This window comes from Streptomyces sp. NPDC045778 (assembly GCF_056431945.1).
This window is the reverse complement of the sequence record NZ_JBWKJZ010000018.1, coordinates 1-26880: the sequence shown is the minus strand read 5'-3', so window position 1 is coordinate 26880 and position 26880 is coordinate 1. Positions and strand designations below refer to the sequence as shown.

The 26880-nt window shown below is 69.7% G+C and carries 19 protein-coding genes and 1 pseudogene; 13 read left to right on the top strand and 7 right to left on the bottom strand.

The genetic code is table 11. From position 1 onward, the window contains the following. The first annotated feature begins 22 nt into the window (after positions 1 to 22). Positions 23 to 1429: an MFS transporter gene (locus AC07GB_RS22950; RefSeq protein WP_478848256.1), complete on the top strand. Its 1407-nt coding sequence runs from the start codon at positions 23 to 25 to the stop codon at positions 1427 to 1429. On the opposite strand, the gene AC07GB_RS22945 is transcribed toward AC07GB_RS22950, so the two are convergent. Both AC07GB_RS22945 and AC07GB_RS22940 read right to left on the bottom strand, forming a co-directional pair. Next, the gene (locus AC07GB_RS22945) at positions 1395 to 2933 is read right to left on the bottom strand and encodes a sodium:solute symporter family protein (protein ID WP_478848254.1); all 1539 of its coding nucleotides are present in this window, start codon (positions 2931 to 2933) and stop codon (positions 1395 to 1397) included. The two genes, AC07GB_RS22950 and AC07GB_RS22945, sit on opposite strands and share 35 nt — an antisense overlap. Then, positions 2930 to 3160 carry a DUF3311 domain-containing protein gene (locus AC07GB_RS22940; protein WP_478848252.1) on the bottom strand — a complete coding sequence of 77 codons (231 nt, stop codon included), beginning with the start codon at positions 3158 to 3160 and terminating at the stop codon, positions 2930 to 2932. Before AC07GB_RS22940 ends, AC07GB_RS22945 begins: the two co-directional genes overlap by 4 nt. A gap of 271 nt (positions 3161 to 3431) precedes the next feature. Between AC07GB_RS22940 and AC07GB_RS22935 the strand changes: the two genes are divergently transcribed. The 4 genes from AC07GB_RS22935 (at position 3432) to AC07GB_RS22920 (ending at position 7257) form a co-directional block, all read left to right on the top strand. Further along, positions 3432 to 4478 (top strand): SEC-C metal-binding domain-containing protein, encoded by a 1047-nt coding sequence (locus AC07GB_RS22935; RefSeq protein WP_478848250.1) that lies wholly within the window; start codon positions 3432 to 3434, stop codon positions 4476 to 4478. 112 nt (positions 4479 to 4590) lie between these two features. After that, positions 4591 to 5043 (top strand): very short patch repair endonuclease, encoded by a 453-nt coding sequence (locus tag AC07GB_RS22930; protein WP_478848248.1) that lies wholly within the window; start codon positions 4591 to 4593, stop codon positions 5041 to 5043. A gap of 74 nt (positions 5044 to 5117) precedes the next feature. Further along, positions 5118 to 6095: a DNA cytosine methyltransferase gene (locus AC07GB_RS22925; RefSeq protein WP_478848246.1), complete on the top strand. Its 978-nt coding sequence runs from the start codon at positions 5118 to 5120 to the stop codon at positions 6093 to 6095. A 70-nt stretch (positions 6096 to 6165) separates the two neighbouring features. Then, entirely contained in the window at positions 6166 to 7257 is a 1092-nt protein-coding gene (locus tag AC07GB_RS22920) for a DNA cytosine methyltransferase (protein WP_478848244.1), read from the top strand. A 20-nt stretch (positions 7258 to 7277) separates the two neighbouring features. On the opposite strand, the gene AC07GB_RS22915 is transcribed toward AC07GB_RS22920, so the two are convergent. From AC07GB_RS22915 to AC07GB_RS22900, 4 genes and pseudogenes are all read right to left on the bottom strand, one after another. Next, on the bottom strand, positions 7278 to 8174 hold the full coding sequence (locus AC07GB_RS22915) for a DUF6339 family protein (protein WP_478848242.1): 897 nt from the start codon (positions 8172 to 8174) through the stop codon (positions 7278 to 7280). After that, positions 8171 to 9169 carry a hypothetical protein gene (locus AC07GB_RS22910; RefSeq protein ID WP_478848240.1) on the bottom strand — a complete coding sequence of 333 codons (999 nt, stop codon included), beginning with the start codon at positions 9167 to 9169 and terminating at the stop codon, positions 8171 to 8173. The genes AC07GB_RS22915 and AC07GB_RS22910 overlap by 4 nt, the downstream gene beginning before the upstream one ends. Then, positions 9166 to 11322, bottom strand: coding sequence for a helix-turn-helix domain-containing protein (locus AC07GB_RS22905; RefSeq protein ID WP_478848512.1), 2157 nt, complete (start codon positions 11320 to 11322; stop codon positions 9166 to 9168). The genes AC07GB_RS22910 and AC07GB_RS22905 overlap by 4 nt, the downstream gene beginning before the upstream one ends. A 207-nt stretch (positions 11323 to 11529) precedes the next feature. Beyond that, positions 11530 to 12351: pseudogene (locus AC07GB_RS22900) on the bottom strand (sigma-70 family RNA polymerase sigma factor); the annotation flags it as partial. A gap of 559 nt (positions 12352 to 12910) precedes the next feature. Here AC07GB_RS22900 and AC07GB_RS22895 point away from each other — a divergent pair. The 5 genes from AC07GB_RS22895 (at position 12911) to AC07GB_RS22875 (ending at position 21407) form a co-directional block, all read left to right on the top strand. Further along, positions 12911 to 14458, top strand: a complete 1548-nt coding sequence (locus AC07GB_RS22895) for a nuclease-related domain-containing DEAD/DEAH box helicase (protein WP_478848238.1) — start codon at positions 12911 to 12913, stop codon at positions 14456 to 14458. Beyond that, entirely contained in the window at positions 14455 to 17619 is a 3165-nt protein-coding gene (locus tag AC07GB_RS22890) for a helicase-related protein (RefSeq protein ID WP_478848236.1), read from the top strand. Before AC07GB_RS22895 ends, AC07GB_RS22890 begins: the two co-directional genes overlap by 4 nt. A gap of 4 nt (positions 17620 to 17623) precedes the next feature. Beyond that, the gene (gene drmB, locus AC07GB_RS22885; protein WP_478848234.1) at positions 17624 to 19498 is read left to right on the top strand and encodes a DrmB family protein; all 1875 of its coding nucleotides are present in this window, start codon (positions 17624 to 17626) and stop codon (positions 19496 to 19498) included. After that, positions 19495 to 20598, top strand: a complete 1104-nt coding sequence (locus AC07GB_RS22880; protein ID WP_478848232.1) for an AAA family ATPase — start codon at positions 19495 to 19497, stop codon at positions 20596 to 20598. The genes drmB and AC07GB_RS22880 overlap by 4 nt, the downstream gene beginning before the upstream one ends. Positions 20599 to 21179: 581 nt before the next feature. After that, positions 21180 to 21407 carry a hypothetical protein gene (locus AC07GB_RS22875; RefSeq protein WP_478848510.1) on the top strand — a complete coding sequence of 76 codons (228 nt, stop codon included), beginning with the start codon at positions 21180 to 21182 and terminating at the stop codon, positions 21405 to 21407. A 182-nt stretch (positions 21408 to 21589) separates the two neighbouring features. Here the strand turns inward: AC07GB_RS22875 and AC07GB_RS22870 are convergent, their stop codons facing one another. After that, positions 21590 to 22975: a DUF445 domain-containing protein gene (locus tag AC07GB_RS22870; RefSeq protein WP_478848230.1), complete on the bottom strand. Its 1386-nt coding sequence runs from the start codon at positions 22973 to 22975 to the stop codon at positions 21590 to 21592. Between the two features lie 213 nt (positions 22976 to 23188). Here AC07GB_RS22870 and AC07GB_RS22865 point away from each other — a divergent pair, with 213 nt between their 5' ends. The 3 genes from AC07GB_RS22865 to AC07GB_RS22855 all read left to right on the top strand — a co-directional run bounded on the left by AC07GB_RS22865 (position 23189) and on the right by AC07GB_RS22855 (position 26737). Next, a complete protein-coding gene (locus AC07GB_RS22865; RefSeq protein WP_478848228.1) occupies positions 23189 to 24523 on the top strand; it encodes an SGNH/GDSL hydrolase family protein in 1335 nt (444 codons plus the stop codon). Positions 24524 to 24700: 177 nt separating this feature from the next. After that, positions 24701 to 24904, top strand: a complete 204-nt coding sequence (locus AC07GB_RS22860) for a cold-shock protein (protein ID WP_007502648.1) — start codon at positions 24701 to 24703, stop codon at positions 24902 to 24904. An 87-nt stretch (positions 24905 to 24991) separates the two neighbouring features. Further along, positions 24992 to 26737, top strand: coding sequence for a DEAD/DEAH box helicase (locus AC07GB_RS22855; RefSeq protein ID WP_478848226.1), 1746 nt, complete (start codon positions 24992 to 24994; stop codon positions 26735 to 26737). Positions 26738 to 26880: the final 143 nt, after the last annotated feature.

Sequence of the window (26880 nt, the reverse complement as noted above, 5' to 3'; positions counted from 1 at the left end):
GCGCATCCCGAAGGGCACACCCATGCCACGAACAGCCACCGCGGCGCCCCCCGCCTCCTCCGCCACCCCCGTCCACACCGCGTCCCCGGCCCGCACCCTCGCCCTGACCAGCGCCGCGACCTTCATGGTCCTGATGACGTACACGGCCCCGATGGTCACGCTCTCCGACACCGCCGCCGCGCTCGGCACCTCCCTGTCGGCGCAGGCCTGGCTCCTGAACGGCACCCCGCTCGGGCTCGCCGCCCTGCTCCTGGTCGCGGGCAGCCTCGCGGACGACTACGGCCGGCGCCGGATCTTCCTGTACGGGACCTGCGCGCTCGGCGTCACCACGGCGCTCGGCGGCCTCGCCACCTCCACCTGGATGTTCACCCTGGCCCGCGTCGTCCAGGGCGCGGCCGGCGCCGCCGTCCTCGCGGCCAGCCTCGGCCTGATCGCGCAGGCCTACCCGGCCGGTCCCGGCCGGATCCGGGCGACCGGCGTCTGGGGCGCCTTCGTCAGCGGCGGCATCGCCCTCTCGCCGGTCGTCTCCGGCGCCCTCGCCACGCTCACCGACTGGCGCCTGCCGTACGCCGTCATGGCCGTGGCCACCCTCGTCATCGGCGCCCTCGGCCCGCGCGCCCTGACCGAGTCCCGGGCGCCGCGCGCGGGCCGCCCCGACCTCGCCGGCGCGCTGACCTTCGGCCTGGCCCTCGTCGCCCTGCTCGCCGCGCTCACCCTGGGCCGCGACGGCTGGCTGCGGCTGCCGGTCGGCGCCCTGCTCCTCACCGCCGCCGTCCTGCTCGCCGCGTTCACATACGTGGAACGCCGTACGGCGACGCCGATGCTGGACCTCGGCCTGCTGCGCCGCCCGCTGTTCCTCGCCTCGTCCGCGGGCGGCCTGTTCACCGGACTGTCGGTGATCGCCCTGTTCAGCTATCTGCCGACGGTCCTCCAGCGGACCCTGGGCCTGTCCGCGATGGGCACGGCCTGGCTGTTCATGCTCTGGGCCGGGACCGGCTTCCTGGTCGCCCTCCAGGCAAGGCGGCTCGCGGGCCGGGTCTCCCCGGGGGCGCAGCTCGCCACCGGGTTCCTGCTGCACGCCGTCGCCGCCGTGACCATGCTGGGCGCGGCCGCCGCCGGCTCCTGGCCGCGCCTGCTGCCCGGCCTGCTGATCTCCGGCGTGGGCAGCGGCCTGCTGAACGCCGCCCTTCCGCTGCTCGCCGTCGAGTCGGTGCCGCCGGGGCGCGCCGCGATGGGCTCGGGCGCGGGGAACACCGCCCGCTACATCGGCTCCGCGGCGGGCGTCGCCCTGATGATCGCGGTGTCCACGGCCTCGGGCTCGTCGCCCGCCGCGCTCGCGCACGGCACGGACGTGGCCCTCCTGGTCTCGGCGGGCCTCGGCGTCCTGGCCGCGCTCACCGTCCTGACGCTGCGGGAACGGCGCCGCTGACCCCTGCGCCGCCGTCGTCACCTTCGTCGTCGACCGGGTCCCGCGCGAGCACCTCGCCGTCCGGCCGGGGGTCCCGGTCCGCGGGACCGGCGTACGACACCACGAGCGCGACCAGGAGATTGACGCCGAGCGCGACGATCCCGGCGTTCACGCCGAACACCGGGTCGCGGTCGCTGAAGACGAGCCCGCACACCACCGCGACGCCCACGACGAGCCCGCTCACCGCCCCCGCGAGCGTCAGACGCCGCCACACCAGACCGAGCAGCAGCATCGGCACGAGCTGCGCCATCCCCTCGTACGAGATGAGCGAGAGCCGGACGAGGGTGTGGGGCGTCGCGTACGTGAGGACGAGGGCGAGCGCGCCCGCGGCCACGACCACGCCCTGCGAGGCGAGCTTCCGCCGCGCGGGCGAGCGCCACCGGGGCAGCAGGGACAGCACGCTGCTGCCCCACATCGTCCCGATGACCAGCATGAACACCGCCATCGGCACGATGGACGAGAGCGCGGCAGCGACCCCGACGACGCCGACGGCCCACGCCGGGAGCGAGTCCACCACCAGCTCGAACAGGGCCAGGTTCGACCCGGCGCCGGTCAGCCCCGGCACCACGAAGAGCGCCGCGAGGCCGAGCAGCATCGGCACGAAGAGCAGCACGTTGTACGCGGGCAGCCAGATGGCGTTGCGGCGCAGCGCGTCGGCGCTGCGGGCGCCGAGGTACCCGGCGACGGTGGTCGGGAAGATCACGACGGTGAGCGCGTTGAGGAACGAGGTCGTGGCGAACCACGCCTCCCCGTACGGCGAGGCGCCGTGCCCCGGCAGCGTCAGCCAGTCGCGCTTCTCGGTCACCACCCGGTCGACGAAGTCCCCGTACCCGTCGAAGTAGTGCAGCGGCACGTACACGGCGAGGAACGCGAGCGTGCCGATGACGAGCACGTCCTTGAGCACGGACACCCACGCGCTGCCGTGGAGCCCGCTCACCACCACGAACCCCGTCGTGACGGCGAACCCGATGAAATAGGCCCAGTTCAGACTGATCGCGCCGTACGAGATCGTCGAGACGACGACGCCCATCCCGGTGATCTGCAACTGGATGTACGGCAACAGGAACACGGTCGCGAGCACGGCGACCCCCGCGCCCAGCCAGGGCCTGCCGAAGCGGTGCGCCACCATGTCGCTGACGCTGACCAGCCCGTGCCGCCGCGCGTAGTCCCACAGCAGCGGTCCGACGACGTACCCGACCGCGTACCCGCAGGACATGTAGGCGACGACGTAGAGGACGGGCGCCCCGTAGTTGTACCCCCAGCCCGCGGCCCCCAGATAGCTGAAGCTCGTGTACCCCTCGCCCGCCATGAGGACCCAGATGAACACGGGCCCCAGCGAACGCCCGCCCACCGACCACTCGGCGAGCCCGCCCTGACCGCCGCGGCCCCGCACCGCCAGGAGCCCGAGCGCGACCGTACCGACCATGAAGACGCCGAAGACGGAGGTGGCGACCACGGTGTTCACGAGCGCCGCCCCGTCCTGCTCTTCCGGTCACTCCGGTACGTGAGCCACACCGCGACCGGCGTCAGCAGCGTCGCGGCGAGCAGCCACACGAACAGAAAGGGCAGCCCGAGCACCACCGGCTCGACCCGGTTGACGACGGGCAGCGCCCCCAGATACAGCACGAAGGGCACGAGCAGCCAGAGCAACTGCGGCCGGCGCGGGAGGCGCGCCTTACGGCGAATGATCACGGGGGGTGAGCTTACCGAGGGGGGCTCCTGGGGAGGGCCGGGGCGAGGGGGGCGCCGCGGGCGCCGCGGGGACCCGACCGTGCCAGGCGCGGGCCGGCGCCCCGGCGGGGCCCGGCCACCCGAAGCACGGGCAGGCGCCGCGCGAACACCACCACCCGAGGCACGAACGAGCGCCCGGGGGCCCGACCGCGCGAGGCACGGCAAATCACCGGGCCACACCGACGACGAGGCCCATACACCCCGCCCGGGGTACGGCAGTACGGTGTCACTCATGCGCCCCGACACGCCTGCCGACCACGTCGACCACATCGCCGAAGCGGAGCGCCTGGAGCGCACCGCGGGCCTCTACCCCGAGGACGCGGAACACCTGCTGCTACAGGCCGCGGCCCACCTGGAGCTGGCCGACGCCCGAGACCGCGCGACGACGCTCTACGACCAGCTGCTGTCCCCGTCGGCACCGCACCCGCCGGAGGACCCCACCCTGATCCGCGCGCTCAAGGCGGCGAACCTCTGGGAGTACGGCCACGAGGCGGAGGCCCGGGCGATCATCGACGGCGTACGCGGCCAGCGCCCGGCGGACGCGGCCCCGTGGGTGATCGTGGCGGAGTCTCTGGAGTCCCACGACGAGCTGGACCAGGCGCATGACGCGTTCTCGGAGGCGCTGGCCCTTCTCCTGCCCACCCCCGACCTCGAACCGCCTTACGCCACGCACCCGTTGCTGTACGGCCGCCACCGCGTCCGGCGCCTCCTCGGCGCCCCGCACGACAACTGGGACGAGCGCGCGGACCGCGTCCACCGCGCCCGCGCGGCGGCGTCGGGCCGCACGCCGGTGCCCCTGGACGAGCTGCACGACCCGAAGCGGATCTGGAGCCTGGGCTCGGAGAACCCGGAGGAGATCCGCGCCGAGATCACCCGCCTCCAGGCGGAACTCGGCACCTACCGGGAGGCCCTGTCCCGCCCCTTCCCGGTCGCGGTCCTGCACTGGCCCGCCACGGAACTCACCGAACTCCTGACGGCGTACCCCTCCCTCGCGTCCGAATACCCCTCGCACGAGGCCCACTTGGCGACGATAGAGTCCTCCCTCCGCGAACTCTCCGCCTCCGGCACCCCCAACCTGGGCATCGTCACCGGCACGGTCCCCTCCTACGAAGCCTTCGCCGCCTCCGAAAGCACCCCTCCCTCGGACCCGGCCCTCCTCCCCCAGTACGCCACAACACTGGCGGCCCGAGGCCGAGCATCGGAGTGGCCGCCACGCCCGGAGGAGGGGTGTTGGTGCGGGTCGGGCAATGCCTATGGCGATTGCCACGGCACGGCTTGAGCACGCTTTCACCCATGGCTCACTGCGATCCGTGTCCGATCCGGCCTCCTCTTCGAGCCGACCTTGTCGAGGAGGTGAAGGGCACATCGCACCGCGAAGGCACAATGCGTCCATGCCCGATTTCGGTCTCGTACCTTCCGATGTCTCGGCGCGCATGAGCCGGCAGCGATCGCGTGACACAACCCCTGAGGTCGCTGTACGCAAGCTCCTCCATGCCGCCGGGCTCCGTTACCGTCTGCACACGCCAGTGCCCGGGATGCCACGACGCACCATCGACATCGCTTTCACGAAGGCGAAAATCGCGGTTTTCCTGGACGGCTGTTTCTGGCACGGTTGCCCCACCCACGCGACACAGCCGAAGGCGAACGCGGAGCGGTGGCGCACGAAACTCGAACGGAACAAGCAGCGCGACCGCGAGACCACTCGGCGGTTGGAGGCCGCCGGATGGGTTGTCCTGCGGTACTGGGAGCATGAGAATCCAGTGGTCGTCGCCGAAGCGGTGGCCCTGACCAAAGCAGCCGTCACCGAACCCGATCATCGACAGCAGAACGGTTCGCAACAGTGACAGGGACGCCGACCCCGCACAGGGCGAGTGGATAAGCCGCTCCGCAGGAGGCGGACTCACATGGAGGGGGGCGCATGTCGCAGTCACCGCTTTCCTTGCTCGAAATCTGCGCCGGCGCGGGTGGGCAGGCCTTGGGACTCGAACGGGCGGGGTTCGTTCCGGTGGGCCTCGTCGAGCGGAACGCCGATGCCTGTGCCACTCTGCGCGCCAACCGCCCCGAGTGGAACGTACTCGAGATGGACTTCCTGGAATTCGTCGCCCGGGATCACCCCTACTCGTACGACGTCGACCTACTGGCCGCGGGGCTGCCCCGGGTCAAGTCGGCGTCCACCGTCAAGCGCGCCGAGGACCGGTACGAACGGGAGCTGCTGAAGGCCGCGGTATGGCTGGCGAGCGAGGTGCGACCGCGGGCACTGGTGGTGGAGAACGTCCCGGTGCTGGCCTACGCGTCCGAGTTCGAGGAGCTCCGTGCATTCGTCCACGAACATCTGGAGCACCTGGGCTACCGTTTCAACTGGTTCGTCCTGAACGCGGCCGACTTCGGGGTGCCCCAGACCCGCAAGCAGGCGGTGCTCGTGGCCCTGCAGGAGGAGCAGTTCGAGGCGTTCCGACCACCGGAGCCCACTGTCCGACACCATGTGTCCGTCGGAACCGCTCTGCAGAAGTCCATGGCAGCACGTGGCTGGCGCGATGCCGACACATGGGCCGCACAGGCCACGTCCGTGGCTCCCACTCTCGTGGGCGGGTCGGCGAACAGAGGCGGCGCAGACCTCGGGCCCTCCGGCACACGGCGGGCCTGGGCACGCATGGGAGTCAACAGTGCTTCACTCGCCGACGAAGTGCCCGGCCCCGACTTCCACTGGCAGCCGGAGCGCGGTGCCGCCGGCATGGTGAAACTCGCGGTGCCACAGGCAGCCATCCTTCAGGGATTCCCGGACGACTGGCAGATCACCGGTCGGAAGACCTCCCGATATCGGCAGGTCGGGCACGCCTCTCCGCCGCCGGTCGGCGAGGCCGTCGGCGCGGCCGTCGCAAGAGCCCTGCGTGCCTGACAGCGGGATGCGTCGGAAGGAGTCGGGGCGCGCGGAAGCCTCATTCCCACCCCCTATAAACTCCCGCCTCATGGCCAGCACACATCCACAATCCTCCCCTCCTGATGCCTACAGCATCGTGGACCTGTTCGCCGGACCGGGAGGACTGGATGTCGCCGCGGAGGTTCTGGGTGTGCGAACCACCGGCATCGAGTGGGACGCCGGCGCGTGTGCGACGCGACGTGGGGCCGGATTGATCACTGTCGAAGGCGATGTACGCAAGTCCAGGCCTGCGGACTTCCCCGAAGCGAATGTCCTGACCGGTGGTCCGCCCTGTCAGACCTTCACCGTGGCCGGCAGCGGAAGCGGACGCCGAGCGCTGGACGCCGTTCTTGAATTCGTGCGCCGCGTGGTCGATCGCGACAAGGCCGCCAACATCGACACCGACCTGGAGAAGCTGAAGGACGTGCGCACCGGGCTCGTCCTGGAACCGCTTCGCTGGGCCTTGGACGTCATCGACACCCCTGAGCTGAATCCGTACGAGGTGATCGTCCTGGAGCAGGTTCCCGCGGTGCTGCCGGTGTGGGACGCGTACGCCGAGGCTCTGTGCGACGAGGGGTACGACGCCACGTACGGGATACTGCGCGCCGAGGAGTTCGGTGTGCCCCAGACACGCAAGCGGGCCGTGCTGGTGGCGCGCAGGAACGGCCGTGCCCGGTTGCCGATGCCGACCCATCAGCCCTATCGCAAAGGAATCTCGCCCACACTCGGCAATCCGGCTTCTCTCCCGTGGGTGCCCATGTCCAAGGTGCTGCCCCAGCGATCCGTGCCCTTCGAAGTGATCTCGAACTACGGCACCGGTGGAGATCCCAAGGCACGCGGAAGACGACATTCCAGCCAGCCCTCGGCCACCGTCACCGGCAAGATCTCCCGTAACCGTGTGGTGGCGGAGGACGGCACCGAACTGCCCCGTTTCTCGCTCGCCGAAGCGGGGCTGCTCCAGTCGTTCCCGGCCGCCTATCCGTGGTCGGGAACGGACATGGCACAGCAGATCGGCAACGCCGTTCCCCCGCGGCTGGCGCTGCACGTGCTGAGCACGGCGCTCGGTTGGGGGACCCCTTCGCCGGAAACCCTGGAGAGGCTCGCGGCCTGGCGCCCCGGCAAGGCGTCCCGCGCCGACTGAAGCAGCGAACAGCATGCCGATCACGCCTCGGACGGGTCCTCGGACGGCGCCCGGCCACGCACCGGGGCGTCCCGGAACAAGTCCGTGAAGTAGTCGACGAGTCGCAGTACCGCCTCTTCCGGTACCGCGGGCTCCTCCGGGCCCTCGGGGATGTGTGTGCGGCTCACGAGCGCCGCGGAGTCCGCCGACTCGATCCACTGTCGCAAAGGCTCCGGACTCCTTTCGACGTCCGGCGCGATCAGGTCGTACATCAGCGTGGCGGCGGAAGCGTTGACCGCGGTGGCAAGCGCGTTGATCTCCCGGCCGACTCGCACCGTGCCCCTCTCGATGAGGCGCACTACGGCCTGGGCCGTGGGGCGGTGGTCGATGACATCCATCCTCAGGACGGTGTTGAGCATGTCCTGATGACCGCAGGCCGTGACAGCGGGGCCGTAGTCGGCACCATTGCGGTACAACTCGGCCGCCCACCACAACCTGGCGAACGCCTGGGTGTGGTGGGGTCCTCGGAAACGCGTCCTCGCGACTCGGGGCACCTTCCCCGTCTCCTTGGGCTCCGACATGTGACGCCAGACCACATAGTCGGGGGCGACTCCCAGGGCGAGGTGGTTCCACAGTCGGCGGTCGGCGGCCTCCCGCCGGCTCAGTCGCAAGGTCGCGTGCAGTCGCGGAGCGAGCCAGGCGTCGGCCTGCGTCGGCTTGTCGTCCCGGTATCTCCTCATCGCCTCGTCGACGAGGTCGCGCACGGGGCCCGTCTCCGTACGGGGCCCTTTGTCGGGCATGGGCTCGACGCACTTGTCGAGCGCCAGGGCCGGTACGTTCTCCTTCCCTGTGAGCAGCCCCTCCGTCAGGTACTGGGCGGCGTTGAGGTCGGACAACCATGCAAGGTGTTCGGGCAAGTGGGCCGGTCGGTCGGTCATGAGTCGTTCTCCCGCTGGAGACGGTCCAGTCCACGGACGGCGGTGGACAGGGCCTTCGGTACCTCGGCCCGGCGCGTGGCGGCGAAGTGGATGCGCGGTTGCAACTCGACCCATCCGGAGGCTCCTGTACGACGCCGGTGGACCTCCCGCAGCGCCTCCTCGACCGGGCGATCCGGTACGACGTCCGGAAGCATCTCCCGCAGCACCTCTCCGCGCCAGTCGTGGGGGAACAACGGTGTGCCGTCGTCCTCGACCTCCAGGTCTCCGATGGCCGTGTGGAAGACCGCGGTCCACACGTCCGTACACATCTGCGCGAGCAGGAGCTCCCGCACCAGCCCTTCGACCGAGGTACCGTCCCCTCCGACGAGTTCCGACACACCGTCGAAATCCGTATTGAGGTGCACCGCCGGCATCTCTCCGGAGGTGTCCACGATCCACGGCGTGTCCCGGAAAGGCCTCAACCACGGCGGCCCCTCGCGGAAACCCGTCTTGTGGACATCCAGTTCCCGTTGCCGCAAGGGGGCGTCCGCTTTCATGTCGACGACCCAGTCCTTCCCCGGGTCCGAAGCAGCGATCACACGACCGGGAACCCCATCCGCCGTGGCGACCACGTGGACCGCGAGAGACGCCCGGTCGAGGTGGTCGGCACGGATCAGCTCCAGTGACCCGCTCCACTCCCGTCCGGCCTCCGTGACGGGATCCAGGGCGACGGACGTCCGTACGTTGGTCGCCTTCTCCGTCAGCACTGCGACGACCGCGACGTCCACCCAGTGCCCGTTGTCCTCGAAGGCCTTGGCCGGGACAGTGGCGGACAACTTCAGGCGGGCTCGGTCCCAGTCGACGCTGTCCGCCTGCCCGAGGGCGATGACACGCTCGACGACAGAGAACGCCTTGGTGTCGAGTTCTTCACGGTCACCGTCCGGCTGCTTCAGACTCACACCCGTCACACGCAGCGACACGACGCCGGAAAGTCTCTTGTACGGATAGACCCTCATTCCGCGGCTCCCTTGCCCGCACCGAGTTCGACGATCAGGCCTGTGAGAGAGGCACGCACCGGATGAGTGGACACATCCGTCACACCCTGGAACGTCGCCCTGCGCGCTCCGGGCACGACGTGAAGTACTCCGTCGAGGAGCTCGCATCCGTGGACAGCGGTCAGCCGGGACCAGGCCACCACTGGACGAGGCCCTGATCGCACCTCCAGCTTGGCGACCGGTGTGAGCGGCGAGGAGTCGGCTCCGGCGGGCACCTTCACTTCGGCCGTGACGCACCACGCGCCGTCATCACCGATCCTGGCTTCCAGGTCGTCGAGGACTGGCACCCCGACCGGAGTCGCGGCACGGGGCACCTTTCGCCCGCCCACGGCGAGTCGTTCGCGCAACCTGCGCGTGCCCGTACGTCGTTTCTCCTTGGGAAGGGCAACGAGTTCGCGTACGGCGCGGTTCGTCTCGCGGGTCAGGGAAGCGATCCGACGGTGCGCGGACGGTGAATACTTGGTGAGCAGTTCCTCTGTCTGCCCCCACTTGTTGTGCTCGGGCGGCTCCGATGCGCGGAGGAACGCCTCGGCCTCCTCCGCGAAGGCAGCACCGTCGCCCGCGGCACGGCCGACGAGCAGCACCGCTTGGAACGGGTTCGTCCCGAGCGCCAAGTCCGGAACCCTGCTCGTCCTGACCGTCATGCGGTTGCCCCGCATGGCCACCACGGTGTTCGGCCTGCCGTCCATGTCATCGGCGTCGGTCACCAGGAGGACCGCGCGGTGTTCACCCACGGTTCGCTCTCCGGCGAGGCCGGGAACTTTCAGCGGCACGGACGCCATGGCGACCTGACCGGGACCGGTGAGTCGTTCCACCGTCGTGCCGTCGAGGTATGCCTGCAGGGCTCGGGCCCGTGACGGTTGCAACGCGTGCGGATCGACACGCTCCTCCGGCAGGACTTCCACGCCGTCTCGCAGAGTGCGGACGGTGGCCTCCAACAGCGGGCCGCCGCCTGCACTCGCGGTCATGGCGGCCCAGAAATTGCGGCCGAGAGCCTCGACGAGGCGCTCGTGCATACGGAGCACGCTGCCGTCGTCCTCGGATCCTTCGTCCTCCGTGCCTGCCGTCGCGGCGAGACTGGCCACGTCGTGGGCACCGACGATCAGGAAGGACGTGCCTGGCTCGGCGCTCTCCCTGGTGAGGTGCAGCCGGTCGACAGTTGCCTCGTCCGCCCACCAGGAGCGGGCCACATCGGCATCGGGCAACCCGGGGTCCGGCCGACCGAACCATGCGGGCCCGGCACACGCACGCCCCTCCACCTCGCGCCACGGCAGATCGATTCGCCCGATGAGTCGCCGCTCCGTACGTCCCTCGTGCGGCTCCGACAGAGTGGAGTTCATGAGTACGAGCCCAAGCCGGCTGGCCGCCCACAGCGTTGCCTTGCCCAGCCCGTACGAGCCACCCGCGACGTTTCCGGACTTGTGACTGTCGAGCTGCCGCCGTACGACGGCTGCGAATCGACCGGTTTCGTAGTCGTCACCAGTCAGCCCCGACGCGTTGTAGTCGTCAACCCGCAGCAGCACAAGACGGTCCCGCTCGTACATCTCCCGCAGTCCCGCCGCGACGATACGGCCGACCTTCTGGTCCTGGGCAGCCGCCACCCGGTAGTGGGGCAGAAGACCGTCCCACTGGACAGCCTCGCGGAAGCGGACAAGGGCGTCCCCTGTCAGTTCATGCAGCGTATAGGCGACTCTGACCGGTCGAGCGTCGTCCAGTCGCTCGTCGATGCTGTTCTGTGTGGCTTCACGGGCCAACACCTCGACGTCGGCGTCGAAGGCGAAAGCCGCGGCGTTGCCGTACTCCCGTCCTCCGTCGGGGTGCGCGGGACGGTGATACCAGGCGACGCCGCCCACGTCTCCTTCGGACGTTCCGTTCCCCGGCGAGGTGACCGCCGGCTCCGTGTTCCCTTCCGAAGGTGTCACGACCGGGTCGTCACCGAGGAGGGACTGCAACTCGGCACGCATGGTCACGTCCGGTGCGGCACGCCCGTCCGACCATGCAGCGACGAGGGAACGTGTGACGCCGAGCCGACGGGCCAGTCCCGCCTCGTCGATGCCGAGGCCGGCCATACGGGTCCTCAGCCACTGACCGAACGACGAGTCCTCAGCCGTCATCGCGTCCGCCACCTCTTCCACGCCCCCACTCCCCGTCGTCACTGTACGCTCGCGTGCCGGACCCACACGGCGTCGAGCGGGGCGGCGTCCTCCCCGCCCCGCCCGTGGGGCGTGGCCGTTGCCCGCCGTGGTCCAAGCCTTCACAGCCCGCTCCCGGCGTCTGGCCGCCGATGCCTCGTCCGGCTCCAGACCGAGCGCTATGCGCATGTCCTTCATCCCGCGGGACTCGATCTGCCGCACCCGCTCGCGCGTCACCTCGAAAAGGTCACCCAACTCCTCGAGCTTCCACCGTTCCCCGTCCATCAGCCCGTGGCGATACATGATCACACGCAACGTACGGTCGTCCAGGACCTGGAACAGCGGCCGCAGTTCCTCCAACGCGAGGTACGGACGCAGGGATTCGTGCGGTGTAGCGATCGGAGGGCGGTCCCTTGCCATCATCGACTCGGGGACGTGGGCCTCGACAAGCATCTCGAGGGATTGCGAACGGTGTGCGAGCTTGAGGAATTGCGCGACCTTCTCGGTGGACATGTCCGTGGCCTTCGCCAGGTCGACGACATCCGGAGTCCGGCCGTCCCGCCGTATGGCCCGGTCCGCCCTGTCGACCTTTCTGATGGCGTCGTGCACGTACACCGGCACTCGAATCACGAACCCGTTGTCGACAAGTCCTCGCTCGGCCGCCTGTCGAATCCAATGCGTCGCATATGTGGAGAACTTGTTGCCTCTGCCGACATCGAACTTCTCCACCGCGCGGATCAGACCGACAACTCCGTACTGGACCACATCTTCGTGGTCGAGGTCGTCGCTAGTGGCGGCCCTCCCTTTCACGAGGGAGTGCACGAGCCTCATGTTGTGGGCCACCAGCGCCTCGAAGGCCTTCCTGGCCGCGCTGCCCGGTGGCAGGCCGCGCAAATATCCTGGCGGTAGGTCGCCCTCCTCAGCGCCTCCCTCACGTATCAGCAGGAAGAGCCCCACTTCTTCCTCGGCCGTCAAGATCCTCTTGTCCGGCTTCGTGTTCCATCGATCCATGTCGAGTACTCGACGCGCCGCCTCCAACGCTCGGACGTCGTCCGCCGTGACGCGACGCGCGTCGAGACGAGCCGGTTCCTCACAGCGGCGAACGTCGACGACCTCGTTCGCCGACGGGTGCTTTTCGGCCGGAGTCGGCGTGTCCCCGGACATCGGGCCCTCGGTCGTCTCCTGCTCGACCGAGGTCTCCGGGCACGCTGGCCAGCCCTCGGATCTCAGGACGACTGCGAGGTCGACCCCGCTGCTCCCGTCGAGTCGAGCGGCCTTCACCAGGCGTCCAACCGCTACGTCCCGTTCGACACCCTCCGCCCGGAATCGCCGCAGTACTCGCACGATCCGCCCCTCGTCGCCACTGCGGTCGGCGCTCCCGGCCGTATGCCGACCAGTCGTTTCCATCTCACCCCTCCGCACCCGCCCCCGTACTCCGCGCTCAGTTCCTGTCGCTATCTTGACCTTGTCGACGTGGCCGCGGGGAGAGTTGATGAGAATCATTCCAAGCGAGGTTCCGAACGGGAAGGGCAGCAGAGCCGAGCGCAGTGTCTTCGCCGCGCTCAAGGCCATGCCGGACGACGAGAGCGTGGCTCTCTACTCGGTGCACCTTCCCACGCACGACTACAAGCGCGTCGGCGAGATCGACTTCGTCGTGATCACACCCCAGCTCATCCTGTACATCGAGGTGAAGGGGGGCCGCATCTCGCACAAGGACGGCCGCTGGGGTTACGAGCGGGACAACGGCACGATGGTCGTGCTCCCCGAAGGGCCCTTCGAACAGGCCAGTTCCGGGATGCACGAGATGGAGCGGGAACTCCGGCGGTCCGTGCCCGGCTTGCGGGCGCGGGACGCTGTCGGCGGTTACCTCGTGGTCACACCCGATGTCGACCTGGCGCCCATGACCACGTACACGTCGGAGCAGTACCTCGGACAGAGCGCGTACGACGAGGGGCGCGGCCTCGAGGCCGCGATACGGCGGGCGGGCGGGTACTGGCGCGACAAGGGCCGGAACCGATCGGCCATCTCTCCCATCCCCGCCTCTCTGCGCAAGGAAATCGTCCGGGCCATCAGGCCGAATTTCGACCGCGTCCCGAACCTCCGCTCACGAATCACAGACCTCGAAGTCGAGTTCGAGCGCCTGACGACGGAACAGTTCGAAAAAATCGATGAGCTGGCCGAAAATCCACGGCTCATCTGGAAGGGCGGCGCGGGCTCGGGGAAGACGTTCCTGGCCGCGGAAGCCGCTCGGCGCAAGGCGGCACTCGGGAGCGTCCTGTTCACTTGCGCGAGCGTGCCCTTGGCACGCCACCTGGCGCACATCCTGGCGAACGAGTCCGTCACGGTTCTCCCTTACGAACAGCTCGACCGGCTGCGTGGCCGCTCCTTCGACCATCTGATCGTCGACGAGGCGCAGGACCTCATGAACTTCGCCGCCCTGGGGACACTGGACGGCTTGGTCAAAGGCGGGCTGGAGGAGGGGCACTGGATCTTCATGCTCGATCGGAACAACCAGATACTCTCTCCCGAACAGTACGAACCGGACGCCTGGGCGTACCTCCGCACCTTGGGCGCGACGACTGCCATGCTCACCCGCAACTGCCGCAATACCGAGCAGATCGTCACCCAGGTGCAGACGTACACGGGTGCCGACCTCGGCACCGCCATGGCCGGACAGGGTGATCACGTCGTGTTCACTCCGGTGGAGTCGAAGGAGCACGAGGCCCGGGCCCTGGACGCGTACTTGGACCGGCTCGCCGACGAAGGGGTTCATCCCGCCGACATCACTGTCCTGTCGTCCTCCGGGGACTGGGACACGTCCTCGGTCCGACTGTCCCGCCGCTTCGGCAGGATCGAACGCTTCGGTGACACGATCGGCACGGGTGCGCCACGTCGGAGGATCACCTGGTCGTCGGTTCTGGACTTCAAAGGCCTCGAGAACCGCGTCGTCTGCATCGTCGATCTGGAACTCGACGCGTTGAAGGAACGGCTGGACGCCGTCTACGTCGCCTGGACCCGGGCCCGTGCCCAACTGTGGATCGCCACCCGACCGGAAGTACAGCGACGCCTCAAGGACCTGGGGGTCGCCTCGTTGAGGAGACAAGGGGTAGCGAAGTGACGGCGACCGAGCCAGAACTCAGCGAGTACAGGCGCCAGTTCGTCGCCTACCTGCGAAAGCAACTCGTCGGCCCGGCGGCCGGGGACGACGAGACTCTCGTCGACCCTCCGGACCGCCGCTATCTCATGGGAACGCTCTACCCCCGCGGCAGCGAACTGCACACCCATACGGCTGCGGCCGGAGAGCCCGAGGACCCGGGCTCCACTGGTGGCCCGGGCGAGGAGGACGCGTTCGCCGACGACCCCGTCGCCGAGGCGAATGCCTGGCTCCCCTCCTCCATGGGGTTCTCCTTCTTCACCGACGCGACGACGATCGAGGTCGAGTGCTCCGCGGCGCGATACGAGACCACGCGTGAAGGCAGGCGTCGGGTCTGGAACCGTCTTCCCCGTCTGACGCAGAAGGTCACGGTCGCTGTGGGGTCCCCCAGGGGCACACCCGTATTGGACGGTCATGCACGTCTGTTCGTCCGCCGGCGCCGTCACGGGGACGGGCACCTGCTGACCTGCGTCCTCTCGAACGCTCACCACGAGGAGGACGGGCCGGGGGACCGGTGGGGACTGATGCTCTTCCAGGCCAGGCTGGAGGTGCGGACAGTCGACGGTGAGGTTCTGGAGTACCCGAGCACTCGACTCAACAGCCGTGACCCGGAGGAGCAGGAACTGCGCGTGCAGTACCGGCATGTGGTGACACGGGCAGTCGGACACGGGTGCGCGGTGGAATGGGACGACTCCGGTGCTCCGGTCGCCTCGCTACGAGCCGAGGTGCTGCCCAGCAAGGCGGTACCCCACATTCGCCCGGACGGGCCCACTGATCTGGCCATCCTGAAACTCGCCCGACTCTCTCACCCCGAACTCGCGGTGGCCGAGTTCCGTGCGGAACTCGCTTCCTTCGTCGACGGCTATCGCTCATGGTACGAGGACCGTGTCGTCGAGGCGTCCAAGCTTCCCGAATGGGCGCGGGACCCCGCCGAGCGGATCCTTGGCCGTATCCTGGCCGCGGTCGAGCGTATGGAGTCCGGGGTACGCGTCCTCACCGCGGAGACCTCCGCCGGGGAGCAGGCGCGGCTGGCGTTCAAGCTTGCCAACCGGGCCATGGCCCTGCAGATGCTCCATGCGCGGCCGGAGTTGGCCGGCACTCGTCGGCGTCGGAACGACGAGGCCGTCGAGATCACCGAGCCCGATGGCAACGCCGCCTGGCACCCCTTCCAGCTGGCCTTCTTCCTCCTGGTCCTTGACGGACTGATCGACCCGGACCACGAGCACCGCGACACCGTCGACCTGATCTGGTTCCCCACGGGCGGCGGCAAGACGGAGGCGTATCTGCTCACCGCCTGCTTCGAGATCGCCTGGCGACGGCTGCACCACGGCGCGGCGGGAGGTGGCACCGCCGTCCTCAGCCGTTACACGCTCAGCCTTCTCACCACCCAGCAGTTCCAGCGGACGGCGACCGCGATCTGCGCCATGGAATACATGCGGCGCGGACACGACGGACCGGAAGGACGCCGGCTGGGTGGCGAGCCGATCTCCATCGGCCTGTGGGTGGGCCAGGACACCACACCGAACACCTACGCCAAGGCGGCTGACGAACTCAAGGAACTGAAGCAGCTGAACCACCCGGACGACCGCTTCCTTCTGGAGCGATGCCCCTGGTGCGGCACCGAGATCGTCCCGGGCCGCCACACCCGGGACAGCGACTACGGCATCAACGCCGACAGCGTCTCCTTCTCCTTCAACTGCCCTCGCGACACGTGCGTCTTCCACGACCAGCTCCCGGTCGCAGTCGTCGATCAGCACATCTACGAGCAGCCGCCCACGTTCCTGCTGGGAACGGTGGACAAGTTCGCCCGACTCGCGTGGGAGCCCAAGGCCGGGCGCATCTTCGGCGGCCGCGGCCGGCTCAGGCCGTCCCTGGTGATCCAGGACGAGATGCACCTCCTGGCAGGCCCGTTGGGTACCACGGTCGGCCTCTACGAAGCGGCTGTACTGGAACTGTGCGGCTGGGACGGTATCGCCCCCAAGGTCATCGCCTCGACGGCCACCATTCGCCGTTCGCAGGAACAGGTCCGCAATCTGTACGGTCGCCGGACGCAGCTCTTCCCACCCGCCGGCCTCGATGCGCGGTACTCGTACTTCGCCTCCCCGGACGAGAAGAGAGCGGGACGCCTGTACGTCGGAATCATGGCCCAAGGGCACACGCCGGCGACATCGACGGTCCACACGGGTGCCGCCGCGCTTCAGGCATCGCTGTCCGTGACCGAACGCGACGATCTTCGCGATGCTTACTGGACGGTGGTCGCGTACCACAACAGTCTCCGCGAACTCGGCCGCACGATCACCATCGCGCGCGACGACATCCCTGCCCGTTTGTCCCATCTGACCCGCGACGAAGCCCTACGGCGAGGCCTCCCGGACAATGCCGTCGTCGAGCTGACCAGCAACATCCCGCGGGCGGCGCAGCCAAGGCTGCTCGATCGGCTCGGCCGCCCGTACACCGACCAGGAGAGCATCTCGTTCCTGGCCACCACCAACATGCTCTCGGTCGGCGTCGACGTGCCCCGACTGGGCCTCATGATCATGAACGGTCAGCCCAAGACGACCTCCGAGTACATCCAGGCCACCAGCCGCGTCGGCCGGCGCCGCGTACCGGGCCTGATCACGACTCTCTTCCGATCCTCCAAACCTCGGGACCGTTCCCACTACGAGTCCTTCGGGTCCTATCACGCGTCGCTCTACCGGCACGTGGAACCGACCAGCGTCACCCCTTGGTCGCCGCCGTCCAGGCAACGAGCCCTGCACGCCGTCCTCACCATTCTTGTCCGCCACGGACTCGGCCTCGCCGCCGAGGATCGGGCCGGTGACGTCGTGGACCATGTCGAGAGCCTCGGCACGATCCGGAAGACGATCCTGCGGCACGTACGCTGTGCCGACCACGGCGAGGAGTCCGCAGCGAGGGACGACCTCGACAGGCTGATCGACGACTGGCTCCAGGCGGCCGAGTCCGCGCTGGGCAACGGCGGACGGCTTTACTACCGGCCCCAAGGGCATCGGGACGATGCTCTGTTGACCGACTTCGGCAAGCCGAACGAAGGGCTGTGGGAGACGGCGCAGTCCATGCGAAACGTGGACCGGGACTGCCTGATCGCCGTCAGAGGGGTGAGTTGACCCGATGAAGGACAACCGGCACAGGATCCGCCGCACCCAGACCGTCAGCCCGTTCGGAGTGGGCGGCATCGTGGATCTTCGTGGAGAGTCGTTCGTCGCCGCTGACGTGCGCAGTTGGGGCCGTTGGGGTGTCGAGGTGGAGTCCCCCCGGCTCGCCCGCAAACTCGGGGTGAGCGGCTTCCGCGCGGCACCGGTGATACCGGGAGGCAAGGCTCAGTACGTCTCCCGCGTCGGACCTGGGTACGTACGCTTTCCTCTGTGGCTGTTCTGCCCCAGGTGCCGGATGATGAACCGCTGGTTCTCCGAGCGCGAGGAGAGAGGCAAGGCCCCGAGGTGCGCGCGCTGTTCCGACTCGCCACAGCTCGCTCCGATGCGTTTCATCCAGGTCTGCCGCGACGGGCACATGGCCGATATCGACTGGCGACGTTGGGCGCACTGGCAGGCGGAGGGCCATGACCGTCGGCAGTGCCAGGTCACCCGGCTGACCTTCCTCACATCACCGGAGTCGTCGGGCCTCGACGCGCTGCGTGTCCGGTGCACGGTCTGCGGCGCAGGGCGGTCCCTCGAAGGGATCACCCACAGGAATGCCCTGGAGCGCCTGGGGCTCCCGTGCCCAGGGACGCACCCATGGCACACCGGGGACGACGAGCGCGACGACTGCGAGGAGAAGCCCCGGGTCGTCCAACGCGGTGCGTCCAACGTCTATTTCCCGATCGTGCACTCCGCCATTGAGATCCCCTTGCCAACGGCCGGGGAGGACCGGGAGGCAGACATCCTTCGAGTGACGTCCCATTCCAATTGGCGCCGAATCGTGAGCGCTCCCGACGGACCCCTGGCGGACTCCCTCGTCCAGTTCATCGCAGAGGACTGCGAGGTGGAGGAGCGATTCGTCCGCGACCTCCTCCACGAGGACATCGACGACGGCTCGGCTGTGCCGTCCGGCCACGGCGCCCAGGACGACCTGAGCATCGGCGAGTGGGAGGCCTTCACCAGCGCCGACCCGAAGGCCGTTTCCTCACGCGAGTTCGAGATCAGGAATGTCGGCCTGGGTTCGCAGCGGGACGTTCCTCTCTCCGTCTCCCTGCTCCACCAACGAATCGAACGGGTCGTCGCGGCCACTCGTATCCGTGAGGTCAGAGCCCTCGAAGGCTTCACGCGCATCGAGTCGGACGACCGCGAACGAATGGTGCAGGCCAACCCCGCGACGAGGGCCCAGTGGCTGCCCGCCGTCGAGTCGTACGGTGAGGGCGTCTTCATCGCGTTCGACGAGGAATCCCTGCTCGCCTGGGAGGACGCCGAAGGAGTCCGCGAGCGGGTCGCGCACATGGAAACGAACATGGAGGCGTCCTTCCAGGAGGACCGTTGCCGGGAACGGACGGGCCCGCGCCTCCTCCCCAGGTACGTGATGCTGCACACTTTGGCACACCAGCTGATTCGGCAGCTCTCCTACGACAGCGGGTACAACGCCGCGTCACTCCGGGAGCGTGTGTACGCGAGGAGCCACCCGTCGGGTAGTCGTCATCCGGCACAGGCGGGTGTCTTCATCTACACGTCGGCAGGGGACTCGGAAGGCACCCTTGGCGGACTCGTCCGCCAGGGCCGGCCGCCCCACCTGACCGAGACCGTGGTGCGTCTGCTGGAATCGGCCCAGTGGTGCTCGCAGGACCCCCTCTGTTCCGACTCCACCGGACGGTCTCTGGCCAACCTCAACAGGGCCGCGTGTCATGCTTGTACCTTGCTGCCCGAAACCTCGTGCGAGGTGGGCAATGTGCTGCTGGACCGTACCTTGCTGATCGGGGACGGCGAAGTGGAGGGCTTCTTCCTGCCCGTGATCCGCGCGGCCTTCGACGAGTCCGCGGCTGCGGTCGGAGCCCTATGACCCTGCCCTCGCTCCTTGAGCTGACACCCGAGCAGGAAGCCGTCGTGATCCTGCCGTTCGACGGGCGCTACCTGGTCACGGGCCCGGCGGGGTCGGGAAAGTCCGTCACCGCCGCCTACCGCGCCTGGGCCCTGGCCGCTACCGGTCGGCACACCGTGCTCGTCACTCGTTCCAATCTACTGACCAGACGAACGGCTCACATTGCACAGCGCATCGCCGACGGCGTGCGTGTCACCACCTTCCACCGCTGGCTCCGCGACTTCTGGAACGACAACTTCGCCTGTGACCCGCCGTGTGACGGTGACGACGAATGGGACTACGACTGGGACGCGATGCAAGGCGAATGCTTGAACAGCCCTCCCCCTAGGAGGGATGCCCTTGTTGTCGACGAGGGCCAGCTGTTACCACAGGGTTTCTACCGCCTCAGCCGCCTCGTCACCGACCGGATCACCGTCTTCGCGGACGAGTCCATGGGCATCGATGGAGCAGGGACTGCCCTTGAGACGATCAGCAGCACCCTGAAGGTCGTGAACGGCATGCACGCTCTCTCCACGAACTTGCGGAACACTCGAGAGATCGCAGAACTCGCGAACACATTCTGCGTGGGTCCGGCCGCGATTCCTCCGAGCCCACCCCGGCGCACGGGCGAGCGACCCGTGCTTCTGCACTGCTCCCGTGCGGACGGCTTCCTGAATCAGCTCTCGCAGTTCATCGCGGCACACCACGACTACAGCATCGGGATCGTCTGCAGGAGCACTCGCCTGGTGCGTGACATTCACCGGCAGTTGGCCGGATTCGGTCACGACGGCTGTGTCGATTCATACATCTCCGGCGACATCCACCGCTCGGCGGTGGACTTCTCCTCGCACAGGGTCCATGTCATCCATGCCGCGAGCATGAAAGGCATGGAGTTCGACGCCCTTTTCGTACCCGACCTGGACGCCTACGCGGAGGATCCGACCGGCGCCATTGCACGGCGCCGCTTCTATGTACTGTGCACGCGTGCGCGCCAGGTGCTGTACCTCGTCCACCATGGCCCACGAGTTCCCGACATTGTCGCGGATGTACCGGAGCACCTGCTGGAACGACGCGACGTTTGACGTGGACAGCAACGCTACGACGGCGGCGTGGATCGCGCGACGCTGGTCGTGATCGCCACTCGTCCACCTGAACGCCGTTCCCGGCGTCGAAGCAACCAGCGCGCCACCTCGCCGGGTCGCATCCAGGGCGCAAGACCACTGTCGAGAGGTGCCTGCGTCCGGTCTTCACGGCCACTGCTGTTGAGCATGGGGGAAGAAGCGATACACACCGCCGTCCGGACCGGATGGGGCTCCCACTGCCGTTTCGTAGAGCGTCTGTGCTCGGTCAAGCGCGGTGTCCGGGTCGCCGTCCTGCTCCACAGGCTGGTGGAGCAGGTCCGCGATCACATCCGTGGCCGATGCCTTCAGCGCGGCTCGGGTCGGTAATGAGCCGGCCCCGGACGAGTGCCGGTATGTGTCGAGGACCACGGCCGCGCGCTGCACCCGCGCCGGCCTTTCGGCTCCAGCACGAGGGAGGCCGGCACCCCCTCTCCCACGTGCTTGATGACGTTGGCCTCGAGTTCCGTGACCGCCGGCTGGGCGTCGCCGCCCACGGCACCGGCGCCCCAGTGCTCCAGCGTGCCGGGAACGACCCGGCGCAGGTGTCGCAGCCCCGCAGACGCGGCCTCGAAAGGCAGTACGCAGCGCAAGTGGCCCGCGCGTGCATCGGTGCCGGAGGCAAGGCCGCGGCCGTGTTGAGCGCGGCGTACGTCGCCGCCTTCGCCGGGGCTCATCCGCTCGCCAAGAAGGTGGGGGCGTGGCCCGCCGTGTTCGGGGTCGCCGGGGCCATGGGCCTCGCCTCGTGGGCTGTGGCGGACCGGCATCGCTGAGCCCCAGTGGAACGCCACCGCGGAGCCCCAGCGCCTCCGGAGCGGGGCGGGGGCCGCCTCCGGCGGAACGCCCCACCACCGCGGAGCCGCAGCGGCCCCCAGGGGCAGGCAGCGTCAACCCATGGACGCCGCCCGGGGCAGGTGGGCCTCGCCCTGGGGAAGCCGCCCGGGGCAAGGCGGCCTCATCCCCCGAACACCCGCGAGACCGAGTAGATGGCCAGTCCCGCCAACGACCCCACCACCGTGCCGTTGATGCGGATGAACTGGAGGTCACGGCCGATGTGGGCCTCGATCTTCTTCGAGGTGTGCTCCGCGTCCCAGCCCGCGACGGTGTCGGTGATCAGTGACGTGATCTCGTCCTGGTACGTCGTCACGACGTAGACCGCCGCGCCCTCGACCCAGCCGTCGACCTTCTGCTGGAGGCGGGCGTCGCCGGACATGCGGGTGCCGAGGGAGAGGAGGGCCGCCCGTACCCGGAGCCGCAGCTCGCTGCGCTCGTCCTCGGCCGCGGCCACGATCATCTGGCGGACCGCCGACCAGGCGGAGGCGATCAGGTCCTGCACCTCGCCGCGCGCGAGGACCTCGCGCTTGAGGTGCTCCACCCGCGCCCGGGTGTCCGAATCGGATTGCAGGTCGGCGGCGAAGTCGGTGAGGAAGCGGTCCAGGGCCCCGCGCGCGGGGTGCTCGGGCATGTCGCGCATCTCGGTGACGAAGCGGAGCAGCTCGCGGTAGACGCGCTCGCCGACCTTCTTGTCCACGAAACGGGGGGTCCAGCCGGGCGCGCCGCCCTGCACCGCGTCCATGACCTGGTCCGAGTGCGCGACCAGCCAGTCGTGGGCGCGGACGCACACCAGGTCCACGAACCGCCTGTGCCCGCCGTCCGCGACGACCTTCTCCAGCATCTTCCCCATGCCGGGCGCGATCTCCTGGGCGTCCGCGCGGCGCGTGATGGCCTCGCCGACGACGGCCTGGACGTCCGAGTCGCGCAGCACGGTGAGGGCGCCGCGCAGCGCCGTGGCCAGCTCGGCCGTCACGCGGTCGGCGTGTTCCGGCTCGGCCAGCCAGGCGCCCAGGCGGCTCCCGATGCCCACGGCCCGCAGCCGCTGGCGTACGACCGTCCGGGAGAGGAAGTTCTCGCCCACGAAGTCACCGAGCGAGGCGCCGAGCTGGTCCTTCTTCTTGGGGATGATCGCGGTGTGCGGGATGGGGATGCCCAGCGGGTGGCGGAAGAGGGCCGTGACCGCGAACCAGTCGGCGAGCGCGCCGACCATGCCCGCCTCCGCCGCCGCCGCGACGTACCCGGCCCAGGCGCCCGCGCCCTCGTGCCGCGCCCACTTCGCGAGGACGTACACGACGGCCACGAACAGCAGGAGGCCCGTCGCCGTGAGCTTCATCCGGCGCACGCCGCGCCGCTTCTCCTCATCGGCGGCGCTGTAGGTGAAACCACCCGCGCCCCCGGCGCCCGCTCCCCCGGCGCCCGCACTCCCGGCGCTCGCGCCCCCGCCCCCGGCAGGGGTCTGCCGCTCCATGACCTCTTCGCCCCGGTCCCTGCCCGTGGTGCTTTTCATCCGCAGCGCCCCGTCTCGCGTAGTTCGTCGTACGCATTGTCCCTTCAGGTCCCTCCCGGGTCCCCTTCAGACCGACTCCCGGAACGGACCATGAGTTCCCGGCGTCTGAGTGAGCGGAGGGGGGCACTGTCGGCCTCCTCGCGGCCCATGACGCATCATGGGGTCATCACACCGGAGCCTCGGGCTCCCCCTGCCCGAGGAGAAAAAGGCCGCATGACCAAGCGTCACGGTTATGCACTGCTGGCCGCTTTGCTCGCGGTCATCGTGGTCGTCTCGGCCGCCATATACCTCGGCGCCACGGGCGCCGACGACACCGACGACGGGCTCGGCGCGAGCCCCCGCGCCCCGCGCAACTCCGCCGACCCCGCCTCGGCCGGCACCTGGGTCGGGACCTGGTCCGCGTCCCCCGCGGGCGCCGAGCCCGGCACGGAGGCGAACGGCCTGGCGGGCCGCTCCGTGCGCAACGTGGTGCACACCAGCGTCGGCGGCGAGGGCGCCCGCGTCACCCTCTCCAACCTGTACGGCGAGCAGCCGCTGACCGTCACGCACGCCTCCCTCGCGGTGGCCGCCGGGCCGAACACCCCGGTCGCGGCCGCCGACACGCTGCGCCGCCTCACGTTCCGGGGCGAGACGTCCGTGGTCGTCCCGCCCGGCCGCCAGGTCGTCAGCGACGCGGCGCGGCTGCGCGTCCCGCACGACGCGGACCTGCTGGTCACCACGTACTCGCCGACGCCGTCGGGCCCGGTGACGTACCACCCGCACGCCCGCCAGATCTCCTACGTGGCCGACGGCGACCGGACCGAGGACGCGACCGGGGCGGCCTACCACGAGCAGAGCCCGTACTGGCGGTACGTCTCCGCCGTGGACGTCCTCAGCAGCGACAAGACCGGCACGGTCGTCGTCATCGGGGACTCCATCACCGACGGCATCACCTCCACCATGGGGGCCAACCGCCGCTGGACCGACGTGCTCGCGGACCGGCTGCGCGACGAGGCCGGCGCGCCGCGCTACAGCGTCGTGAACCAGGGCATCAGCGGCAACCGCGTCCTGTCCGACGGGCGGCCCGGCCGGTCCGCGGACGCCCCCGCGGGCAACCCCAGCGGCCTGTCCCGCTTCGACCGCGACGTCCTCGACCGCACCGGCGTCAAGGCCGTCGTCATCGCCCTCGGCATCAACGACATCCTGCGCAACCCGCGGCAGGCCGACGCCCGGCGCATCCTCGACGGGCTGCGGGAGCTGACCCGCCAGGCCCACACCCGCGGCCTGCGCGTCGTCGGCGCCACGCTCATGCCCTTCGGCGGCCACCGCGGCTACAGCCCCGCCCTGGAGGCGGTGCGGCAGTCCGTCAACGCCGAGATCCGCTCCGGCGGGGTGTACGACGACTTCGTGGACTTCGACAAGGCCCTGCGCGACCCGTACGACCCCCGCAAGCTCCTCGGCCGCTACGACTCCGGCGACAGCCTTCACCCCAGCGACGCGGGCTTCCGCCGGATGGGCGAGGTCTTCGACCTGTCGGACCTGAAGGGGTCCGGGGCCGCCGAGCTGTGAGAACACACTCCGCCGCGGCCCGCCGCACGACCACCGGCAGAGTGTGTTAGGGTTTTTGCGTTGCAGTTGTGGTACCCATGAACCTATGTGCGCCTGACGGGAATGTTTCCTTCGGGCGCATTAGTTGTTTTACCGGCTTCTCCGGATGGGGCCTCTGCCTACAGCTAGGAGAATGTCATGGCACAGGGAACCGTGAAGTGGTTCAACTCGGAAAAGGGCTTCGGCTTCATCGAGCAGGACGGCGGCGGCCCCGACGTCTTCGCCCACTACTCGAACATCGCCACCCAGGGCTTCCGTGAGCTCCAGGAGGGCCAGCGCGTCTCCTTCGACGTGACGCAGGGCCAGAAGGGCCCGCAGGCGGAGAACATCGTCCCCGCCTGATCGCCGGACGCGTATCCGCTCGCCGGGGTCCGTACCGTCACGGTGCGGACCCCGGTTTGTGCTGTTTCCAGGAAGGCAAGTACCCGCATGTCCCGCAGGCCCCAGAAGCCGAACCGGCGCGTCTCGTCGTCGAAGGCGTCCACGTCGCCCAGGTCGTCGAGGGCGCCCAGGTCGTCCGCGTCCTCCGCGCCGTCCGTGAGGGAATTCCGGCTGCCGGAGAACACGACCCCCGCACTCCCCGCCGTCGAGGACTTCGCCGATCTGGACATGCCCGCGGGGCTCCTGAAGACCCTCGCCGCCCAGGGGGTGACCACCCCCTTCCCCATCCAGGCCGCCACGCTGCCGAACTCGATCGCCGGGCGCGACCTGCTCGGCCGGGGCCGCACCGGCTCCGGCAAGACGCTCGCGTTCGGGCTCGCGCTGCTGGCCCGCACGGCCGGTCTGCGCGCCGAGCCCAAGGCGCCCCTCGCCCTGGTCCTCGTCCCCACCCGGGAACTCGCCCAGCAGGTCACGGACGCGCTGACGCCGTACGCGACCGCGGTGAACCTCCGCCTCGCCACCGTGGTCGGCGGGCTCTCCCTCACCAAGCAGGCCGGAACGCTCCGGCGCGGCACCGAGGTGCTCGTGGCGACCCCCGGCCGGCTCAACGACCTCGTGGAGCGCGGGGACTGCGTGCTCGGCGACGTCCGCGTCACGGTGCTCGACGAAGCCGACCAGATGACCGACATGGGCTTCCTGCCGCAGATCACCAAGCTGGTCGAGCGGGTCAGGCCCGGCGGCCAGCGGCTGCTCTTCTCGGCCACCCTGGACCACAACATCGACCGCCTGGTGCAGCGGTTCCTGACCGACCCCGTCGTGCACTCCGTGGACCCCTCCGCGGGCGCGGTGACGACCATGGAGCACCACGTGCTCCACGTCCAGGACGAGACCGACAAGAAGGCCGTCACCACGCGCATCGCGGCCCGCGACGGCCGGGTGATCCTCTTCCTCGACACCAAGCGGTCCGCCGACCGGCTCGCCAAGCGGCTCCTCGCCGTCGGCGTCCGCGCGGCGGCCCTGCACGGCGGCCGGTCCCAGCCGCAGCGCAACCGCACCCTGGAGCAGTTCAAGAACGGCCAGGTCACCGCCCTGGTGGCGACGAACGTCGCGGCCCGGGGCATACACGTCGACGACCTCGACCTCGTCGTGAACGTCGATCCCCCCGCCGACCACAAGGACTATCTGCACCGCGGCGGCCGCACGGCCCGCGCCGGTGACTCCGGCAGCGTGGTCACCCTGGTCCTGCCCGAGCAGAAGCGCGAGGTCACCCGGCTGATGTCGGACGCGGGCATCCGCCCGCGGACCACCCGCCTCACGTCGAGCGACACGGAGCTGGCCGACATCACCGGCGCCCGCGAGCCCTCCGGCGTGGCCGTCACCATCGAGGTCCCGCAGGCCCCGGCCCCGGCGGGCTCCCGCGGCGGGTCCGGCTCCGAGGCCCGCAGGCGGTCCGGCCGCCGGCGCCGCGGCGGCGGGGCCAAGGCCGCGACGGGCGGCGCCACCGCGACCGGCACCACGACCGCCACCGCGGCCGGAGGCCGGAGCCCCGAGCGCCGGGCCAAGACCGGCGCGACGACGGCGGGCGCGGCCACGGGCCGCGGCACGGGCACGGGCACGGGCCGCCGGACCTCAGCCGGCGCGGGCGCCGCGTCCGGCAAGAGCGGCCGCGGCTCCGGTCGGCGTACGGCAGCGGGCGGCTCCACAGGCACTACAGGCGCCGCAGGCACCGGCGGCCGGGGCACCGGCGGCCGAGGCGCCGGCCGCCAGGGCGGCCGCCGGGACTCCGCGGCCTAGCCCGAGGTCCGACAGGACGTCTCACGACAGCGGGGAAAAGAGGGGGGGGGGAACGTTCCCCCCCTGTGTTTCTGTCTTGTCCGAGGGGGTCCTTTGCGTCTTCCCCGTGGAGGCTGTGGTTGGTGTTCTTCCCCCCGCCGGGG

Excerpts from the sequence above, each read along its gene's own strand:
- AC07GB_RS22865 (WP_478848228.1), top strand. The coding sequence starts at position 23,189 with ATGACCAAGCGTCACGGTTATGCACTGCTGGCCGCTTTGCTCGCGGTC.
- AC07GB_RS22870 (WP_478848230.1), bottom strand. The coding sequence starts at position 22,975 with ATGAAAAGCACCACGGGCAGGGACCGGGGCGAAGAGGTCATGGAGCGG.
- AC07GB_RS22925 (WP_478848246.1), top strand. The coding sequence starts at position 5,118 with ATGTCGCAGTCACCGCTTTCCTTGCTCGAAATCTGCGCCGGCGCGGGT.
- AC07GB_RS22910 (WP_478848240.1), bottom strand. The coding sequence starts at position 9,169 with ATGAGGGTCTATCCGTACAAGAGACTTTCCGGCGTCGTGTCGCTGCGT.
- drmB (WP_478848234.1), top strand. The coding sequence starts at position 17,624 with ATGAAGGACAACCGGCACAGGATCCGCCGCACCCAGACCGTCAGCCCG.
- AC07GB_RS22855 (WP_478848226.1), top strand. The coding sequence starts at position 24,992 with ATGTCCCGCAGGCCCCAGAAGCCGAACCGGCGCGTCTCGTCGTCGAAG.
- AC07GB_RS22950 (WP_478848256.1), top strand. The coding sequence starts at position 23 with ATGCCACGAACAGCCACCGCGGCGCCCCCCGCCTCCTCCGCCACCCCC.
- AC07GB_RS22860 (WP_007502648.1), top strand. The coding sequence starts at position 24,701 with ATGGCACAGGGAACCGTGAAGTGGTTCAACTCGGAAAAGGGCTTCGGC.
- AC07GB_RS22935 (WP_478848250.1), top strand. The coding sequence starts at position 3,432 with ATGCGCCCCGACACGCCTGCCGACCACGTCGACCACATCGCCGAAGCG.
- AC07GB_RS22930 (WP_478848248.1), top strand. The coding sequence starts at position 4,591 with ATGCCCGATTTCGGTCTCGTACCTTCCGATGTCTCGGCGCGCATGAGC.
- AC07GB_RS22895 (WP_478848238.1), top strand. The coding sequence starts at position 12,911 with ATGCCGGACGACGAGAGCGTGGCTCTCTACTCGGTGCACCTTCCCACG.
- AC07GB_RS22920 (WP_478848244.1), top strand. The coding sequence starts at position 6,166 with ATGGCCAGCACACATCCACAATCCTCCCCTCCTGATGCCTACAGCATC.
- AC07GB_RS22915 (WP_478848242.1), bottom strand. The coding sequence starts at position 8,174 with ATGACCGACCGACCGGCCCACTTGCCCGAACACCTTGCATGGTTGTCC.
- AC07GB_RS22905 (WP_478848512.1), bottom strand. The coding sequence starts at position 11,322 with ATGACGGCTGAGGACTCGTCGTTCGGTCAGTGGCTGAGGACCCGTATG.
- AC07GB_RS22880 (WP_478848232.1), top strand. The coding sequence starts at position 19,495 with ATGACCCTGCCCTCGCTCCTTGAGCTGACACCCGAGCAGGAAGCCGTC.